Annotated in this window: 16 protein-coding genes and 1 tRNA gene; 9 read left to right on the forward strand and 8 right to left on the reverse strand. The window is 61.2% G+C overall.

What is annotated here, in order from left to right; translation table 11 throughout:
- From QNH97_RS09665 to QNH97_RS09675, 3 genes are all read right to left on the reverse strand, one after another.
- Positions 1 to 831, reverse strand: a complete 831-nt coding sequence (locus QNH97_RS09665) for an alpha/beta fold hydrolase (RefSeq protein ID WP_283556616.1) — start codon at positions 829 to 831, stop codon at positions 1 to 3.
- Between the two features lie 234 nt (positions 832 to 1,065).
- Entirely contained in the window at positions 1,066 to 1,422 is a 357-nt protein-coding gene (gene queD / locus QNH97_RS09670; RefSeq protein WP_025212792.1) for a 6-carboxytetrahydropterin synthase QueD, read from the reverse strand.
- 83 nt (positions 1,423 to 1,505) lie between these two features.
- A complete protein-coding gene (locus QNH97_RS09675; RefSeq protein ID WP_283556617.1) occupies positions 1,506 to 2,585 on the reverse strand; it encodes a patatin-like phospholipase family protein in 1,080 nt (359 codons plus the stop codon).
- Positions 2,586 to 2,811: 226 nt separating this feature from the next.
- Between QNH97_RS09675 and QNH97_RS09680 the strand changes: the two genes are divergently transcribed.
- The 6 genes from QNH97_RS09680 to ctpM all read left to right on the forward strand — a co-directional run bounded on the left by QNH97_RS09680 (position 2,812) and on the right by ctpM (position 8,789).
- Positions 2,812 to 3,120 (forward strand): PepSY domain-containing protein, encoded by a 309-nt coding sequence (locus QNH97_RS09680; RefSeq protein WP_283556618.1) that lies wholly within the window; start codon positions 2,812 to 2,814, stop codon positions 3,118 to 3,120.
- Positions 3,120 to 3,431 carry a PepSY domain-containing protein gene (locus QNH97_RS09685; RefSeq protein ID WP_123414427.1) on the forward strand — a complete coding sequence of 104 codons (312 nt, stop codon included), beginning with the start codon at positions 3,120 to 3,122 and terminating at the stop codon, positions 3,429 to 3,431. Before QNH97_RS09680 ends, QNH97_RS09685 begins: the two co-directional genes overlap by 1 nt.
- On the forward strand, positions 3,431 to 4,099 hold the full coding sequence (locus tag QNH97_RS09690; RefSeq protein ID WP_283556619.1) for a response regulator transcription factor: 669 nt from the start codon (positions 3,431 to 3,433) through the stop codon (positions 4,097 to 4,099). Before QNH97_RS09685 ends, QNH97_RS09690 begins: the two co-directional genes overlap by 1 nt.
- The gene (locus QNH97_RS09695; protein WP_283556620.1) at positions 4,096 to 5,409 is read left to right on the forward strand and encodes a sensor histidine kinase; all 1,314 of its coding nucleotides are present in this window, start codon (positions 4,096 to 4,098) and stop codon (positions 5,407 to 5,409) included. The genes QNH97_RS09690 and QNH97_RS09695 overlap by 4 nt, the downstream gene beginning before the upstream one ends.
- A gap of 145 nt (positions 5,410 to 5,554) precedes the next feature.
- Positions 5,555 to 6,871, forward strand: a complete 1,317-nt coding sequence (locus QNH97_RS09700) for a Na+/H+ antiporter family protein (RefSeq protein WP_283557452.1) — start codon at positions 5,555 to 5,557, stop codon at positions 6,869 to 6,871.
- Positions 6,872 to 7,109: 238 nt separating this feature from the next.
- A complete protein-coding gene (ctpM, locus tag QNH97_RS09705) occupies positions 7,110 to 8,789 on the forward strand; it encodes a methyl-accepting chemotaxis protein CtpM (RefSeq protein ID WP_283556621.1) in 1,680 nt (559 codons plus the stop codon).
- A 231-nt stretch (positions 8,790 to 9,020) separates the two neighbouring features.
- On the opposite strand, the gene trhP is transcribed toward ctpM, so the two are convergent.
- Positions 9,021 to 10,346 carry a prephenate-dependent tRNA uridine(34) hydroxylase TrhP gene (gene trhP / locus QNH97_RS09710; RefSeq protein WP_283557453.1) on the reverse strand — a complete coding sequence of 442 codons (1,326 nt, stop codon included), beginning with the start codon at positions 10,344 to 10,346 and terminating at the stop codon, positions 9,021 to 9,023.
- A gap of 147 nt (positions 10,347 to 10,493) precedes the next feature.
- On the opposite strand from trhP, the gene QNH97_RS09715 reads away from it, so the two are divergent.
- Positions 10,494 to 11,555, forward strand: a complete 1,062-nt coding sequence (locus tag QNH97_RS09715) for an AI-2E family transporter (RefSeq protein WP_283556622.1) — start codon at positions 10,494 to 10,496, stop codon at positions 11,553 to 11,555.
- Here the strand turns inward: QNH97_RS09715 and QNH97_RS09720 are convergent.
- The 3 genes from QNH97_RS09720 to QNH97_RS09730 form a co-directional block, all read right to left on the reverse strand.
- A complete protein-coding gene (locus QNH97_RS09720; RefSeq protein WP_025212802.1) occupies positions 11,552 to 11,734 on the reverse strand; it encodes a hypothetical protein in 183 nt (60 codons plus the stop codon). The two genes, QNH97_RS09715 and QNH97_RS09720, sit on opposite strands and share 4 nt — an antisense overlap.
- Before the next feature lie 88 nt (positions 11,735 to 11,822).
- Complete coding sequence (locus QNH97_RS09725) at positions 11,823 to 12,017, reverse strand: hypothetical protein (RefSeq protein WP_025212803.1); 195 nt, start codon at positions 12,015 to 12,017, stop codon at positions 11,823 to 11,825.
- A 246-nt stretch (positions 12,018 to 12,263) separates the two neighbouring features.
- Positions 12,264 to 12,339 (reverse strand) — tRNA-Asn (locus QNH97_RS09730).
- A 233-nt stretch (positions 12,340 to 12,572) separates the two neighbouring features.
- Between QNH97_RS09730 and QNH97_RS09735 the strand changes: the two genes are divergently transcribed.
- Complete coding sequence (locus QNH97_RS09735) at positions 12,573 to 12,800, forward strand: hypothetical protein (RefSeq protein ID WP_283556623.1); 228 nt, start codon at positions 12,573 to 12,575, stop codon at positions 12,798 to 12,800.
- A gap of 214 nt (positions 12,801 to 13,014) precedes the next feature.
- On the opposite strand, the gene QNH97_RS09740 is transcribed toward QNH97_RS09735, so the two are convergent.
- A complete protein-coding gene (locus QNH97_RS09740) occupies positions 13,015 to 14,211 on the reverse strand; it encodes an amino acid aminotransferase (RefSeq protein WP_025212805.1) in 1,197 nt (398 codons plus the stop codon).
- Positions 14,212 to 14,542: 331 nt separating this feature from the next.
- Here QNH97_RS09740 and uvrB point away from each other — a divergent pair, with 331 nt between their 5' ends.
- Positions 14,543 to 16,558 (forward strand): excinuclease ABC subunit UvrB, encoded by a 2,016-nt coding sequence (gene uvrB, locus QNH97_RS09745; protein ID WP_283556624.1) that lies wholly within the window; start codon positions 14,543 to 14,545, stop codon positions 16,556 to 16,558.
- The last annotated feature ends 94 nt before the right edge of the window (positions 16,559 to 16,652 follow it).

The following is a 16,652-nucleotide window of genomic DNA, read 5'->3' on the forward strand; positions in this document are numbered from 1 at the left end:
TCAGGTCGGGGAGGGCAATGCCAGAAACCGCAACAGCGCCGCCACGATGGCTTCCGGCGCGTCTTCCTGGACCAGATGCCCGGCATTCCGAACAGGGTGAAATTGCGCCTTGGGGATCAGCCGTTGCAGAGCTCGGCCGCGCTCGATGGGAATCCACTGGTCATCCTCCCCCCAAAGGATCTGGGTCGGGCAGCGCACGTTCGGATACAGGCCCTCGGCTTCACGGGTATAGCGTTCGTCCATCTGCGCGATCTGTCGATAGAACGCCGCCTGGCCCGTCTCGCCCAGCCACGGCTGCACGTAGGGCGCCAACTCTTCGTCGGGGATGTCCCGTTTGATTGCGCCGCGGATATAGGTGGGCACGATGGCCCGCTGAATGTAGTCGGGCAGGCCGCTGAAGGCCGTTTCATGCTGGCGTACATGTTGCACAAAGGGTGAGCCCCAGGGCGACAGCGCCACCGGGTCGATCAGCGTCAGGCTGCGGTAATTCTTGCCGTTGAGCAGGTGCGTACGCAGAGCGGTGGCGCCGCCAAAGTCATGGGCCACCACGTCCGGGTAGTCCAGGCCCCAGTGCTCCAGCAGTTGCGTGAGCAGCTGGTTTTGCACGCCGAGGGACACGTCGGCATCCGGTTGCGCGGATTGGCCATAACCCAGCAGGTCGAAGTAATGCACCCTGTGGGTGGCGAAGAACAGCGGGGCGATTCGGTGCCACACGTAGGAAGAGAAGGGCGTGCCGTGGACAAACACCAGCGGCGGGCCATCGCCCTGGATGGCGTAGCGAATGCGGTGCCCGTTGAAGTCGAATTGCTGATCCAGCGGCCAGTTGGTCATGATCGGCGCTCCCCTGAAAATGGCTCAGGGAATAGAGCATAGGCCAACGCAATTCACTTGGGAGAAACACAGTTGTGGCGAGGGAGCTTGCTCCCGCTGGGCTGCGAAGCGGTCCTCAAGCCTTAGATTGCGATGTATCAGGTTGAATCGAGTCGCTGCTTTTGGGGCTGCTGCGCAGCCCAGCGGGAGCAAGCTCCCTCGCCACGGGAAACTCCCTTGCCACAAGAAAAGTGGTTATTCGCCGTGATAGATGCAACCGCTGGTGCACGTTTCGTGGATACGAATGGCGCTGAGTTCCGGCAGCAACGGCTTCAACTCATTCCAGATCCACTTGGCCAGGACTTCGCTGGTGGGGTTTTCCAGGCCGGGGATGTCGTTGAGGTAGTTGTGGTCCAGACGCTCGTAGAGCGGCTTGAAGATCGCCTTGATCTCGGAGAAGTCACGAATCCAGCCGGTGTGCGGGTCGATGTCGCCGCTCAGGTGGATCGCCACCTTGAACGAGTGACCGTGCAGGCGGCCGCACTTATGGCCTTCCGGCACGTGGGGCAGGCGGTGGGCGGATTCGAAGGTGAATTCTTTGAAAATTTCCACAGGTTCGGGCTCTTTAAGGTAGCGGTCGCGAGGCAGGCGGCGGAGTTTATCAGTTTGATCCTTGCGTTGCGCGAGCGTGCTGACTAAAGGGTCAGCAAACGCTCGCCCAGCCCACCGTTGGCCGCCAGTTCGAGGAACTCGTCGCCGAGCCGGCGGCTCTCGTCCATTGCCGTGCGCCAGTATTTGCGGCGGCTCGGGTCATCGCCCATGAAGCGCTTGAAATCGTTACGGTCCGGCAGTTTGCCGAAGGGCAGGCGCGCCAGGTACTCACGAGACGGCGCCAGCAACAGCACGTCCTGCAGGCGTTCGACGTTACCGCGGCGCCACGGCAAACCTTTGTCGAACCAGCCGGGAATGACCCGGTCGGTGAAGTGCGGGTACAGCACGATGTCCTCGCCGCTGTAGGGCAGGTCCAGGTGGTAGTCCAGCAAACCGCCGTCGCGGTAGGTGCCGACACCGGCGCCCGGCAGGTCGCGCACGCCTTCCATCACCATCGGGATCGAGCCCGACGCCAACAGGGCCTGACGCAGGTTGGCGGCCGCCAGCGGAACGAAACGTGACGGAAAGTCATTCAGCGGATGCAGTGGCGGGGCCAGGCGTGGATCGTGGATGATCAACCGTTCGAAATGCCGTGCCAACCGCGCACGGCCGCGCAGGTTGTCGGCGATCACTGACGACAAGCCCAGGCCCAGCCGCCCGCGATGATCCAGGGCCAGCAGGCCGTGGCTCTTGACCACCATGATGTTGAGTCGGTAATGCGGGTTATCGAGGATTGAAGCGTCGCGACCTTCGAGCAAATCATCGAGCATGCGCTGCGAGCTTTGGCTGACCCCGGCCATGGTCACGCCTTTGGCGAAGCTCTGCTCGTTGTACAAGGTGCCCAGGCGCCTGATCCCCTCGGCGGCATCCGGCAAACAGGCGCTGGCGAAGCGCCAGGAACCCACCGAAGCGCCGATCAGCGAGCGCTCCCGGGGCGCGGCGGGCAGCCATTCACCAAACAGCGCCAGGTCCAGCCCCTGGATGCCCAAGGCCTTGGGGCCGCCAGCGGCGCCGGGCAGAATGCCGACGTCGGCAGCGTTCAGGCCGGCCTGGCGGATTCGCGCAAAGGCACGGGGGCCGGCCTTGAGGGTGAGGGCGGGGAACTTGATGTGGATGGCGGTCATACCGGTCTCGAATGCGTACAAGCGGATGATTATAGCGACACAAAACCCTGTGGGAGCGAGCTTGCTCGCGATGGCGGTGGGTCAGCTTGTAACGATGCTGGATGTGCCGTCGCTATCGCGAGCAAGCTCGCTCCCACATTGATGTGGGTTCCATGATGGCAATTCAGTTTCAGTTAAGTTCACCCCGATACAGTCACCCGGCAAAACCTATAAAAGGAGACAAACCATGAACCGCCTGACTGCCTTTTTCCTCGCGACCCTCATGGCCCTCAGCACTGGCCTGGCTCACGCCCGAGACCTCAACGATGACGAAGCCCGCAAACTGCAAGACGCTGGTACCATTCTGTCGGTTGAAAAACTCAACGCCATTGCCCTGGCCGAACACCCTGGCGCCACCTTGACCGATACCGAGCTGGAAGAAGAGTACGGTCGGTACATCTATCAGGTGGATCTGCGTGATACCCAGGGTATTGACTGGGATCTGGAAGTGGACGCCGTCACCGGCAAGGTGCTCAAGAATCATCAGGATACGTAATGAAGCTTAATCTATGCGCCCGCAGTCGATGGACGCTGGCGCTGCTGGCGTTTTGTTCGCTGGCCATGGCCCGGGACCTGGACCAGGACGAAGCGCTGCAACTGCGCCAGCAGGGTGTGATCCTGCCGCTGGAACACTTGCTGCAGCAGGCGCTGGATCTGCATCCCGGCGCCAAACTGCTGGAAGCCGAGCTGGAGGAAAAGCACGGCGTCTATATTTATGAGGTCGAGCTGCTGGACACCGACGGCGTCGTGCGCGAACTGGACCTGGAGGCCGCCACCGGCCGCTTACTCAAAGATAAGGAAGATTGATGCGCCTGCTTCTGGTGGAAGATCACGTTCCCCTGGCCGACGAACTGATGGCCGGGCTGACACGACAGGGGTACGCCGTCGATTGGCTCGCCGATGGTCGCGATGCGGTGTATCAGGGCAGCATCGAACCCTATGACCTGATCATCCTCGACCTCGGCCTGCCGGGCGTGCCGGGGCTCGACGTGCTGGCCCAATGGCGCGCTGGCGGCCTGGCGACCCCGGTGCTGATCCTGACTGCCCGCGGCTCATGGGCCGAGCGTATCGAAGGCCTCAAGGCCGGAGCCGACGATTACCTGACCAAACCGTTTCACCCTGAAGAACTGCACCTGCGGGTCCAGGCGTTGTTGCGCCGTTCCCATGGCCAGGCCAACCAACCGACACTCAAGGCGGCTGGGCTGCATCTGGATGAGGGGCGGCAATGCGTGATTCGCGACGGCACGGAGATCCAGCTGACCGCCGCTGAGTTTCGCCTGCTGCGCTATTTCATGCTGCACCCCGAGCAAATTCTTTCCAAAAGCCATCTTGCTGAACATCTGTATGACGGTGAAACCGAGCGCGATTCCAACGTGCTGGAAGTCCACGTCAATCACCTGCGGCGCAAGCTGGGACGTAGCGTGATCGAAACCCGTCGCGGCCAGGGTTACCTGTTCGGCGGGCAGGCGCCGTGATATCCATCCAGCGGCGCCTGAGCCTGGGCCTGATTGGTGTGATGGTGGTGGTCGGGCTGGTCCTGGCGCAGACCAGTTTGTGGCTGTTCGAGCTGGGCTTGCAGCGTTATCTGGAAGCCGGGCTGCGCAACGACAGCGAGAACCTGCTGGTGGCCCTGGTACGTGGCCCCCAGGGTTTGCAGCTGGATGAGCGACGCTTGTCGCCGGCCTATCAGCGGCCGTTTTCCGGGCATTACTTCCGCATTGATTTTGCCGATGTGCATTGGCGCTCCCGCTCCCTGTGGGACCAGGAACTGCCCCGGCTCGACCATCCGGGCCTGCACAGCAACCTGCAATTGGGGCCAGATGGGCAGAAACTGCTGGTGCTGCGCACTGACTATCGGCGCCTGGGCCAGGCGATTTCCATCAGCGTGGCCCAGGACTACACGCCGGTGCGTGACAGTTTCCGGCGGATGCAGCAGATCGGCCTCGGCCTCGGCTTGGCGGGGTTGCTGTTGATTCTGTTATTGCAGCGCATCACCGTACACCGCGCCTTGCGTCCCCTGGATCGGGCCCGCGAGCAAATCGCCCAGTTGCAGCGCGGCCAGCGCTCGCAGCTCGACGAGCAGGTGCCACGGGAACTGGAGCCGCTGGTAGCGCAAATCAACCATTTATTGGCCCACACCGAAGACAGCCTCAAACGCTCCCGCAATGCGCTGGGCAACCTGGGCCATGCCCTGAAAACCCCGCTGGCGGTGCTACAAAGCGTGGCTTCGAACGAAAAACTCGATCCTTATCCCGAGTTGCGCAAGCTGTTGCTCGAGCAATTGGAGCAGGTCAGGCAGCGCCTGAACCGCGAACTCAACCGTGCGCGCCTGTCCGGCGATGCGTTGCCCGGCGCGCACTTGGACTGCGACGCCGAACTGCCGGGGTTGCTGGCCACGCTGAACATGATCCACGGCGAACACCTGCACTTGAGTTACCTCGCACCGCCTGGCTTGCACCTGCCCTGGGACCGGGAAGACTTGCTGGAACTGCTGGGCAATCTGTTGGACAACGCCTGCAAATGGGCAGACGCCGAAGTGCGCCTGACGGTGAACGAGACGGCCGAGGGTTTCAGCCTGGCAGTGGAAGACGACGGCCCAGGCATTCCCGAGGATCGCCGCGAACAGGTGTTCAGCCGTGGCACGCGACTGGATGAGCAGACCGATGGACACGGCCTGGGGCTGGGCATCGTCCGGGACATCGTCGACACCTGGGGCGGGACACTGGCGCTGGCCGACAGTGAGTGGGGCGGGTTGAAGGTTGTGATTGAACTGCCTAAACGCTGAAATCTGCACCAACCTCTGTGGTGGCTGCAAATATTGCGAGACTTGAAAACCCGCCGCATGACGCTTGCAGCTTGCCGCCGCTTCCTGCAAAGTCGCGACCTTTTTGTCCGGTGGCTCTCCATCGCTGAGCTTTGAGGTAACGATGATAAATGCAGTAATTGCCGCGGTTGGCGTCATGCTGGTGCTCAGCCTGTCCCGCGTGCATGTGGTGATCGCGCTGATTGTGGGGGCGTTGGTGGGTGGTCTGGTCGGCGGCCTGGGCATCGAGGCGACGCTCAAGGCGTTCAATGCCGGCCTTGGCGGGGGCGCTACGGTGGCGTTGTCCTACGCCTTGCTCGGTGCTTTCGCAGTGGCGATCGCCAAGTCCGGCATGGCTCACGCGCTGGCCGACAAAGCCCTGGCCATGGTGGATCGCCAGGACGCCGCCGGTGGTTCGGCGGTCAAATGGGTCCTGATCGGCTTGCTGGGAACGGTCGCGGTCGCCTCCCAGAATATTTTGCCGATCCATATCGCCTTTATCCCGCTGTTGGTGCCGCCGCTTCTCTACGTGCTGACCAAGCTGCAGTTGGACCGCCGGTTGATCGCCTGCGTCATGACCTTCGGCTTGATCACGCCCTACATGTTCCTGCCGGTGGGCTTCGGCAACATTTTCCTCAACGAGATCCTGCTGGCCAACGTCGCCCGCAGTGGCGTGGACGTCAGTGGCATCAACATCACCCACGCCATGGGCATCCCGGCGCTGGGCATGGTGTTTGGCCTGGTCATGGCGTTTTTCACGTATCGCAAAAAGCGCGTCTACGACCTGAAAAAAATTGCCAGGGTCGAGCAGGTGGCCACGCGCTACAACCCTTTGAGCCTGCTGGTGGCAGGGCTGGCGATCGCGGCAGCGTTTGTCATTCAGCTACTGCTGGACTCAATGATCATTGGCGCCCTGGCCGGGTTCCTGATTTTCTCGGTATCGGGTGTGGTGCGCTGGCGCGAGACCGATGACCTATTCACCGAAGGCATGAAGATGATGGCGATGATCGGCTTCATCATGATCGCCGCCTCAGGCTTTGCCGAGGTGATGAAGGCCACTGGTGAAGTCCAGAGCCTGGTGGAGACCTCGGCGGCTTGGATCGGCCACAACAAGGGCGTCGGCGCGCTGCTGATGCTGCTGGTGGGCCTGCTGGTGACGATGGGTATCGGCTCGTCGTTTTCCACGGTACCGATCCTGGCGACGATCTTTGTGCCGCTGTGCCTGCAACTGGGTTTCAGCCCGCTGGCAATCGTCTGCATCGTCGGCACCGCCGGCGCCCTGGGCGATGCCGGTTCACCTGCGTCGGACTCGACCCTGGGCCCGACCTCCGGCCTGAACATCGACGGCCAGCACCACCACATCTGGGACACCGTGGTCCCGACCTTCATCCACTACAACCTGCCGTTGCTGGCGTTCGGTTGGGTGGCGGCGATGGTGTTGTAACTCAAGACCGAGTCGTCTGCATCGCGAGCAAGCTCGCTCCCACATTGATCTGCTGTGAACACAAAACCTGTGAACACCATCAGTCCCATGTGGGAGCGAGCTTGCTCGCGATGGGCCTTCCATTCAGCGACTCTGCTCCAGACCGTTCGCGAAAGCCTTTTCACCTTGTCCTACAGTTTTACCGCGCTGTGCCGTTAATACAGTTAACCACGCCATAAAACAGACAAGAGTGAATAGCATGCGCCTGAGCCTGAAGGCTAAAGTCCTGTCCCTGGCAATACTGCCCGTATTACTGTCCGCGGTGATCATCAGCCTGACCACGGCGTTCATTTTGAAAGAGCAGGCCAGTAAAGAGGTGCAGCAGACCCGCGAGCGTCTGCTAGCCGACGCCAAGGCCACGTTGCAGAACTACGTGGCGGTGGGGCTTACCGCCATCAAGCCGCTGTACGACGCGGCCGCTGCGGGCGATACCGAAGCACGCGCCCAGGCGATCAAGCTGCTATCGAACGTCAGCTACGGCAAGGATGGCTACTTCTTCGGCTACGACTCTGAAACCGTGCGCCTGTTCAAGGCCAACAGCCCCGACGGCGTGGGCAAAAGCTTCAAGGACAACCGTGATCCCAACGGTGTCTACGTCAACCGTGACCTGGTGAAAGTCGCCAAGGACGGAACCCACTATCTCGAATACAGCTCGCCACTGCCCAACAGCAAAGACCTGGTGCCTAAGCTCGGCTACACCGAATACCTGGCCAAGTGGGACATGGCGGTCGGCAGCTCGGTCAACCTGGACGGTATCGAAGCTCAAGTGGCGTTGGTGGAGACCAAAGTCAATGAGCGCCTGCAAGGTGTGGTGCTGAGCATTGTCGGGATCGCCGCGGTGGTGTTGCTGGTGATTGCGGTGGTGGGGATCGTGCTGGCCAATACCATTCTGCGGCCGCTGCACCTGATGAAGAACAACCTCGATGACATCGCCGCGGGCGAGGGCGACCTGACGCGTCGCCTGGCCATCACCAGCCAGGACGAACTCGGCCAACTGGCCGGCTCCTTCAATCGTTTCGTCGACAAGATCCACGGCCTGGTCCGGCAGATCACCGAGATGACTTCACAACTGACCGGGCTGGTGACGCAGGTTTCCGAGCAAGCCCAGCGCTCCGAACAAGCCATGGAGCGCCAGCGTCACGAAACCGACCAGGTCGCCACCGCGATCAACGAGATGTCTTCGGCCGCCCAGGAAGTGGCCCGCAGCGCCCAGGGCGCTGCCGTCGCGGCCCAGCAGACCGACGAAGAAGGCCAGTCCGCCAAGCGCGTGGTGGCCGGCAGCATCCAGCAGATTCATGCGTTGGTGAACGATATTCGCAGCAGCGGCGTGTCCCTGGACAGCTTGCAGCAGGACGTGGCTTCAATTGTCAGTGTGCTCGGGGTGATTCGTTCGATCGCCGAGCAGACCAACCTGCTGGCCCTCAATGCCGCCATCGAGGCTGCGCGTGCTGGGGAAGCGGGGCGAGGGTTCGCGGTGGTGGCCGATGAAGTGCGGGCCCTGGCCAGCCGGACCCAGCAAAGCACCCAGGAAATCCAAGGCATGATCGACCGCCTGCAATCGGGTACGCATGCGGCGGTAGAAGCAATGCGCCGCTCCAGTGAGGCCGGTGAGGGCACTTCGGTGCGGGCCAACGAGGCCGGCGCGTCCCTGGACACCATGGCGCAGTTGATCGGCACCATCAACTCGATGAACGCCCAGATCGCCAGCGCCGCTGAAGAGCAGACCGCTGTAGCCGAAGAAATCAACCGCAGCGTGCATCAGATCGCCGTGGCGGTGGACAGCGTCGCCGACGAAACCCAGCTCGGCGCCCAGACCTCCCGTAGCCTGGCCGACTTGGGCCAACGCCTGGGCAAACTGGTAGGGCAGTTCCGGATCTGACGTTCAGGAGCTGCCGAAGGCTGCGATCTTTCGCTCTCGATCCAGATGTTTTCACCTGGGCAACCGGGTCTTATCGGGAAAGAAGGATCGCAGCCTTCGGCAGTTCCTGCCGAGGGCTGAAAACCTGTTAGTTCGCAAATCCTCTATTCACCACAAATCTCTGTGGGAGCGAGCTTGCTCGCGATAGCGGTCGACCAGCCACCACCTGTGTTGAACATGAAGCTGCCGGTCTTACTTCTCGCCCACATCCCGCATCAACAATCCAAACCGCAAATCCACCGCATCCGGAATCGGCACGTACACCACATGCCCATCCCCCGGTGCCACGTCGATGCCCTGGCCCTTGATGTTCTGCAACTGATGCAGATCGAAGTGAAAGTTGCCCTTGGGCGTCATCAGTTCCAGGTGATCCCCCAGGCCGAAGCGGTTCTTGACCCGCACTTCGGCCAGGCGTTCGCGCCGTTCGCCGGTCAGTTCGCCGACGAACTGCTGGCGCTCCGAGACCGAGCTGCCGTTCTGGTAGTTCTGATACTCATCGTGCACATGGCGCCGTAGAAAACCTTCGGTATAGCCGCGCTGGGCCAGGGATTCCAGGTCGGTCATCAGGCTTCGGTCAAACTCGCGGCCAGCCACCGCGTCATCGATGGCCCGGCGATACACCTGGGTGGTGCGGGCGCAATAGAAGTGCGACTTGGTCCGGCCTTCGATCTTCAAGGAATGTACGCCCATGCGCGCCAGTCGCTCGACGTGCTGCACGGCGCGCAGGTCCTTGGCATTCATGATGTAGGTGCCATGCTCGTCCTCGAAGGCCGGCATCAATTCCCCAGGGCGGTTCGCTTCCTGAAGCAGGAACACCTCATCAGTGGGCGCCCCGAGGCCCAGGGTCGGCTCAGGCTGACAGGTTTGCACGATATCGCCCGCTGCGTTCTCCACAGCCGGCTGCGCTGAGTATTTCCAGCGGCAGGCGTTGGTGCAACTGCCTTGGTTGGCGTCGCGCTTGTTCAGGTAGCCCGACAGCAGGCAGCGCCCGGAGTAGGCCATGCACAGTGCGCCATGGACGAACACTTCCAGCTCCATGGCCGGCACCTGTTCGCGAATCTCGGCGATTTCCTCCAGGGATAATTCCCGGGACAGGATGATCCGGCTCAGGCCCTGTTGTTGCCAGAACTCGACGCTCGCCCAATTCACGGTGTTGGCTTGCACCGACAGGTGAATCGGCATCTGCGGGAAGTGGCGGCGTACCAGCATGATCAAGCCCGGGTCGGACATGATCAGGGCGTCCGGCGCCATGGCAATCACCGGCTCCAGATCTTTGAGGAAGGTGCGCAACTTGGCGTTGTGGGGAGCAATGTTCACCACCACATAGAACCGCTTGCCCATGGCCTGTGCCTCGCCAATACCCAGGGCCAGGTTGGCGTGGTCGAATTCATTGTTGCGCACCCGCAGGCTGTAGCGCGGCTGGCCGGCGTAGACCGCATCGGCACCGTAGGCGAAGGCGTAGCGCATGTTCTTCAGGGTGCCGGCGGGAGCGAGCAGTTCGGGGGCGGCGAGAATCATGGTGGCGTAGGGTCGCAAAAAGCGGCGAGGGTACGCCACGGTTGGCCTGGCGGTATTGATTTGGATCAACGCCGGGGGCAAACGCGAAGGCACTCTGGCGAGTCCTGGCTGACTAATGTTTATCCCGCCTTTGGACATGGAAAGCTGATGAATCGAAAGATGCTGCAAAACAAATCCCAGATGCTGCTGCTGATCCTGGTGACCATCGCCTTCATCTGGATCCTGTTGCCCTTCTACGGCGCGGTGTTCTGGGCGGTGATCCTGGGGATTGTCTTTGCGCCCATGCAGCGCCGCCTGCAATTGAAGTTCGGCTGGCATCGCAACGTCACCTCGCTGTTCACCTTGAGCATCTGCGTGGTGAGCGCGATTTTACCGGTGATCATGATCAGTGCCTTGCTGGTCCAGGAAGGCGCGGCGTTGTACAAGAGCCTGGAGAGTGGGGAGCTGGACATCGCCGATTACCTGGCCCGTTTCAAGGATGCCTTGCCACCTTATTTCCAGCACCTGCTGGATCGCTTCGGCCTGGGCGACCTGAACGGATTGCGGGACAAGATCGTCAAGAGCGCGATGCAGGGCAGCGAATTTTTCGCCACCCAGGCCTTCAGCTTTGGCCAGGGGACCTTCCAGTTCCTGATCAGCTTCTTCGTGATGCTCTACCTGCTGTTCTTCTTTCTGCGCGACGGCGCGGAGCTGGTGCGCAAAGTGCGCATGGCCATTCCTTTGGCCGAACATCAAAAACGTCGCCTGCAGTTGAAATTCAATCGGGTGGTGCGGGCCACCGTGAAAGGCAACCTGCTTGTCGCCATCAGCCAGGGCGCGCTGGGCGGGTTGATTTTCTGGATCCTGGGGATTCCGACGGTGTTGCCATGGGCGGTGCTGATGGCGTTCCTGTCGCTGTTGCCAGCTGTGGGGGCTGGGATCGTCTGGGCGCCGGTGGCCGTGTATTTCCTGCTTTCCGGGGCTATCTGGCAGGGGGTGGTGCTGACGCTGTTCGGGGTGTTCGTGATCGGCCTGGTGGACAACTTCCTGCGTCCGATCCTGGTAGGCAAAGACACGAAAATGCCCGACTACATGGTGTTGGTCTCGACGCTCGGCGGCCTCGCGGTGTTTGGCCTGAACGGGTTCGTCATCGGGCCGTTGATCGCCGCGCTGTTCATGTCGAGTTGGGCGCTGTTCGTCGAAGCCAAGCCTCGGGTGCAGCTGCCTTAGGCGCTCAGCAGGTAAGGGCCGATACGTTGCGACAGGGCCTGGGCGTCGGGCAGGGAAGTCAACGGGCCGCTGATGGTCACGCCGTCTTGCACTAGGTACCAGCAGGCCAGCAGGCCTCGTGCTCTGAGTGAAGCGGGAACGGCGCTGCCAATGACAGACATGATTTGAACTTTGGGCATGGGAACCTCCATCTATCGATGGGGTTACCTTACGACTCAGCGGTGAGGACGAAAAATCAACAGCCTCAATAGTAGGAATCGATGCCGCTCAATCGACGACCAGGTCGAGCATGTGCACCACTTCCTGCTCGTTGAGCAGGCCCTTGCGAACCAGGTTTTCCGCCAGCAGCGAAAGGAACTTGGCGCTGCGATGGCCTTCCAGGTGCCTGAGCTCCGTCAATACGTTGTACACCTTGCTGGAGGTGCACAGGCCGACAATGCGGTGAGGATTTTGCGTGGGCATAGCTTCGTCCTTGTTGTTATGAAGCTGTTGTTGACGGACCGAACCAGTTTGCGGCGAGGCCATGACACTCACGTGACAGCTTGGGTTGTAGGAAAAAGAAAGCAGGATTCAGACCATAATGCCTTTTTGGCGCCGGATTATTGTTCCGGCAGCGACCTCGACAGGCTTTTTCAACCAGCACTGCTATTTTTTGCCCACAAAAAAGCCCCTGAATCTTTCAATTCAGGGGCTTGATGTGTTGCTGTCTGGCTCCACGACCTGGACTCGAACCAGGGACCCAGTGATTAACAGTCACTTGCTCTACCAACTGAGCTATCGCGGAATGGCGCGTATGTTACTGATTGGAAAAGAGAAGTCAAGCTTCTATTGGCGATCGGTAGATCCCTGATGTCATTTGACGGTCAATCGGCGATTGGCAGTTACCGCCACGGCAGGACAGGGCTACCATGGTCGTCCGGAAGTGGCAGGACGCGCTGCCGGCCATTCGCCGACCAAGGTACGTGCCATGAACCCTCTGTTACCGCTTCACCCAGCCAACCGCACCGAGGTGTCGTTATGAGCACCGCGCAGATCAGCTTGCCCAAGGGCGTGGGACCGCACGCCGAGAAGCTTTACGACGCGATCGCCCAGGCGAGCACGGCCGAAGAATTGAACCGTGCCGGGGGCAAGGCCGAAGGCTTCGTTCTGGGGCTGGAAAGCGCCAAGGCCATCAAGAGCCAAGTCGCTGAGTCGTTGTATGTCGTGTACGACGATGCGGCGAGCCAGCGGGCGACGGAGTTGTAGGCATCGATCACATTTCCGTGGCGAGGGAGCTTGCTCCCGCTGGGCTGCGTAGCAGCCCCAAACAGTCAGCGCATTCGGCCTGGCACACCGCGCTGCTTGGTTTAGGGTCGCTTCGCGCCCCAGCGGGAGCAAGCTCCCTCGCCACGGGGCGGTGTGCACGCTCAAAAAAAACGGGAAGCTCAATGGCTTCCCGTTTTTTTCATCCCAGCGACCTTCAGATCACCTGAACAATCGCCTTGGTCACCGCATCGATGTTGTTCTGGTTCAGTGCGGCCACGCAGATGCGGCCGGTGTCCAGGGCATAGATGCCGAACTCGTTGCGCAGGCGCGTCACTTGTTCAACGGTCAGGCCGGAGTAAGAGAACATCCCGCTCTGGCGTGCGACGAAACTGAAGTCGTGTTGCGGCGCAGCCTTGGCCAGCATATCTACCATCTGGTTGCGCATGCCACGAATGCGCAGGCGCATTTCGGCCAATTCTGCTTCCCACTGGGCCCGCAGCTCAGGGCTGTTGAGCACGGCGGCGACGATGCTGGCGCCATGGGTCGGCGGGTTGGAGTAGTTGGTGCGGATCACGCGCTTGACCTGGGACAGTACGCGGGCACTTTCTTCTTTCGACTCGCTGACGATCGACAGCGCACCGACGCGCTCGCCGTACAGGGAGAACGACTTGGAGAACGAGCTGGACGCGAAGAAGGTCAGGCCCGACTCGGCGAACAGGCGCACCGCTGCGGCGTCTTCGTCGATGCCTTCGCCAAAGCCCTGGTAGGCCATGTCCAGGAAGGGTACGTGGTTCTTGGCCTTGACCACGGCCAGCACGTTTTTCCAGTCTTGCGGGCTCAGGTCCACGCCGGTCGGGTTGTGGCAGCAGGCGTGCAGCACAACGATCGAACGGTCGGGCAGGGCGTTGAGGTCTTCCAGCAGGCCGCTGCGGTTCACGTCATGGGTGGCGGCGTCGTAGTAGCGATAGTTCTGTACCGGGAAGCCGGCGGTTTCGAACAGTGCGCGGTGGTTTTCCCAGCTCGGGTCGCTGATGGCCACGACAGCATCGGGCAGTAGTTGCTTGAGGAAGTCTGCGCCGATCTTCAGTGCACCGGTGCCGCCCACCGCCTGGGTGGTGATGACGCGACCGGAAGCGATCAGTGGACTGTCCTTGCCAAACAACAAGGTCTGGACCGCTTGGTCGTAGGCGGCAATACCGTCGATTGGCAGGTAGCCACGGGAAACGTGCTGAGCCACGCGAGTCGTCTCGGCTTCGACAACGGCGCGCAGGAGTGGAATGCGCCCCTCCTCGTTGCAGTAAACACCCACGCCCAGGTTGACCTTATTGGTACGGGTGTCGGCGTTGAATGCTTCGTTGAGGCCCAGGATGGGGTCGCGTGGTGCCAATTCGACAGCGGAAAACAGGCTCATTATTGCGCGGCTCTGAATGGAGTGAGGGGGACGTGTCGCGCTCCAGCCGGATGCACTAGAGCGGTGCACAAACGGGGAGCTAGTATAGAGGCCATCACGGGGCAGGGCGACAGCCGAATCGGCTTTTACGGTAAGTATTTTCGATTTTTTTCGACCGTTAGTCCCTTCGCCGCGTCAAAGTCTTCAAGGCGTGTAGGACGTTCGTCTTGAAAGCGAAGGCATTCACCTCCACATTGTGTGCATCCCAGCTTTTTCCTCGGACGGCATCAGTCGTTTCGGTCTTTCTCGTTCCTGTCGGCTGGCCGACAGGGGTGAACCCAGAGGTTATGTTATGTCTGAATTCCAGCTAGTCACCCGATTCGAGCCCGCCGGCGACCAGCCGGAAGCCATCCGCTTGATGGTCGAAGGCATCGAGGCCGGGTTGGCGCACCAGACGCTGCTTGGTGTGACCGGCTCGGGCAAGACCTTCAGCATTGCCAATGTGATCGCCCAGATCCAGCGCCCGACCCTGGTGCTGGCGCCGAACAAGACCCTGGCAGCGCAGTTGTACGGCGAGTTCAAGGCGTTTTTTCCGAATAACGCGGTGGAGTATTTCGTCTCTTATTACGACTACTACCAGCCCGAGGCCTACGTGCCGTCGTCGGACACCTTCATCGAGAAGGACGCCTCGATCAACGATCACATCGAACAGATGCGGTTATCGGCGACCAAGGCCTTGCTCGAACGCAAGGACGCAATCATCGTCACCACCGTGTCGTGCATCTACGGCCTGGGCAGCCCGGAAACCTACCTGAAGATGGTGCTGCACGTGGATCGCGGCGACAAGCTCGACCAGCGCGCCTTGCTCAGGCGTCTGGCGGATTTGCAGTACACACGCAACGACATGGATTTCGCCCGGGCGACGTTCCGGGTGCGTGGCGATGTGATCGACATCTACCCGGCGGAATCCGACCTGGAAGCGATCCGTATCGAGCTGTTCGATGACGAGGTCGAGAGCCTTTCCGCGTTCGACCCGCTGACCGGCGAAGTCATCCGCAAGCTGCCACGCTTCACCTTCTACCCCAAAAGCCACTACGTGACGCCACGGGAAACCCTGCTGGATGCGGTTGAAGGGATCAAGGTCGAGCTTCAGGAGCGCCTGGAATACCTGCGTTCGAACAACAAGCTGGTGGAAGCCCAGCGTCTGGAGCAGCGGACCCGCTTCGACCTGGAAATGATCATGGAGCTGGGCTACTGCAACGGCATCGAAAACTACTCGCGCTACCTGTCGGGCCGCCCGTCGGGGGCGCCACCGCCCACCTTGTATGACTACCTGCCGGCCGATGCCTTGCTGGTGATCGACGAGTCCCATGTCAGCGTGCCCCAGGTCGGCGCCATGTATAAAGGCGACCGTTCGCGCAAGGAAACCCTGGTGGAGTATGGTTTCCGCCTGCCCTCGGCCCTGGACAACCGGCCGATGCGTTTCGACGAATGGGAAAGTGTGAGCCCGCAGACGATATTTGTCTCGGCCACCCCCGGCAACTATGAGGCCGAGCATGCTGGCCGGGTGATCGAGCAATTGGTGCGACCGACCGGGCTGGTGGATCCGCAGATCGAAGTGCGCCCGGCGCTGACCCAGGTGGACGACCTGCTTTCGGAAATTTCAAAGCGCGTGGCGTTGGAAGAAAGGGTGCTGGTCACCACGCTGACCAAACGCATGTCCGAGGACCTCACCGATTACCTGGCCGACCATGGCGTGCGGGTGCGTTACCTGCACTCGGACATCGATACGGTGGAGCGGGTCGAGATCATCCGCGACCTGCGCCTGGGCACCTTCGATGTGCTGGTGGGCATCAACCTGCTGCGCGAAGGCCTGGACATGCCGGAAGTGTCGCTGGTGGCAATTCTCGACGCCGACAAGGAAGGTTTCCTGCGCTCCGAGCGCTCGTTGATCCAGACCATCGGCCGTGCGGCGCGTAACCTCAATGGCCGGGCGATTCTCTACGCCGATCGCATGACCGGCTCCATGGAGCGGGCCATCGGCGAGACCGAACGCCGTCGCGACAAGCAGATTGCCTTCAACCTGGCCAACGGCATCACGCCCAAAGGGGTGTTCAAGGACGTCGCCGATATCATGGAAGGCGCCACCGTGCCCGGCTCGCGCAGTAAAAAGCGCAAGGGCATGGCCAAGGCTGCCGAAGAGAGTGCTCGCTATGAAGCCGAACTGCGCTCACCGAGCGAAATCACCAAGCGTATCCGCCAGTTGGAAGAGAAAATGTACCAACTGGCCCGGGACCTGGAGTTTGAAGCGGCGGCGCAAATGCGCGATGAGATTGGCAAGTTGCGGGAGCGGTTGCTGACTGTCTGAGGTTTTTCGGCGGCTTTAAGGGCGCCATCGCGAGCAAGCTCGCTCCCACAGGTTGATCGAGTCGCCCAATGATCCCTTGTGGGAGCGAGCTTGC

The organism is Pseudomonas sp. G2-4 (genome assembly GCF_030064125.1).
Taxonomy (GTDB): domain Bacteria; phylum Pseudomonadota; class Gammaproteobacteria; order Pseudomonadales; family Pseudomonadaceae; genus Aquipseudomonas.

Bases quoted from the DNA above. Each gene is read 5' to 3' on its own strand.
- QNH97_RS09685 (WP_123414427.1), top strand. From the start codon at position 3,120: ATGAAGCTTAATCTATGCGCCCGCAGTCGATGGACGCTGGCGCTGCTG.
- QNH97_RS09740 (WP_025212805.1), bottom strand. From the start codon at position 14,211: ATGAGCCTGTTTTCCGCTGTCGAATTGGCACCACGCGACCCCATCCTG.
- QNH97_RS09715 (WP_283556622.1), top strand. From the start codon at position 10,494: ATGAATCGAAAGATGCTGCAAAACAAATCCCAGATGCTGCTGCTGATC.
- ctpM (WP_283556621.1), top strand. From the start codon at position 7,110: ATGCGCCTGAGCCTGAAGGCTAAAGTCCTGTCCCTGGCAATACTGCCC.
- QNH97_RS09680 (WP_283556618.1), top strand. From the start codon at position 2,812: ATGAACCGCCTGACTGCCTTTTTCCTCGCGACCCTCATGGCCCTCAGC.
- QNH97_RS09720 (WP_025212802.1), bottom strand. From the start codon at position 11,734: ATGCCCAAAGTTCAAATCATGTCTGTCATTGGCAGCGCCGTTCCCGCT.
- QNH97_RS09735 (WP_283556623.1), top strand. From the start codon at position 12,573: ATGAGCACCGCGCAGATCAGCTTGCCCAAGGGCGTGGGACCGCACGCC.
- QNH97_RS09675 (WP_283556617.1), bottom strand. From the start codon at position 2,585: ATGACCGCCATCCACATCAAGTTCCCCGCCCTCACCCTCAAGGCCGGC.
- QNH97_RS09665 (WP_283556616.1), bottom strand. From the start codon at position 831: ATGACCAACTGGCCGCTGGATCAGCAATTCGACTTCAACGGGCACCGC.
- trhP (WP_283557453.1), bottom strand. From the start codon at position 10,346: ATGATTCTCGCCGCCCCCGAACTGCTCGCTCCCGCCGGCACCCTGAAG.
- uvrB (WP_283556624.1), top strand. From the start codon at position 14,543: ATGTCTGAATTCCAGCTAGTCACCCGATTCGAGCCCGCCGGCGACCAG.
- QNH97_RS09690 (WP_283556619.1), top strand. From the start codon at position 3,431: ATGCGCCTGCTTCTGGTGGAAGATCACGTTCCCCTGGCCGACGAACTG.
- QNH97_RS09725 (WP_025212803.1), bottom strand. From the start codon at position 12,017: ATGCCCACGCAAAATCCTCACCGCATTGTCGGCCTGTGCACCTCCAGC.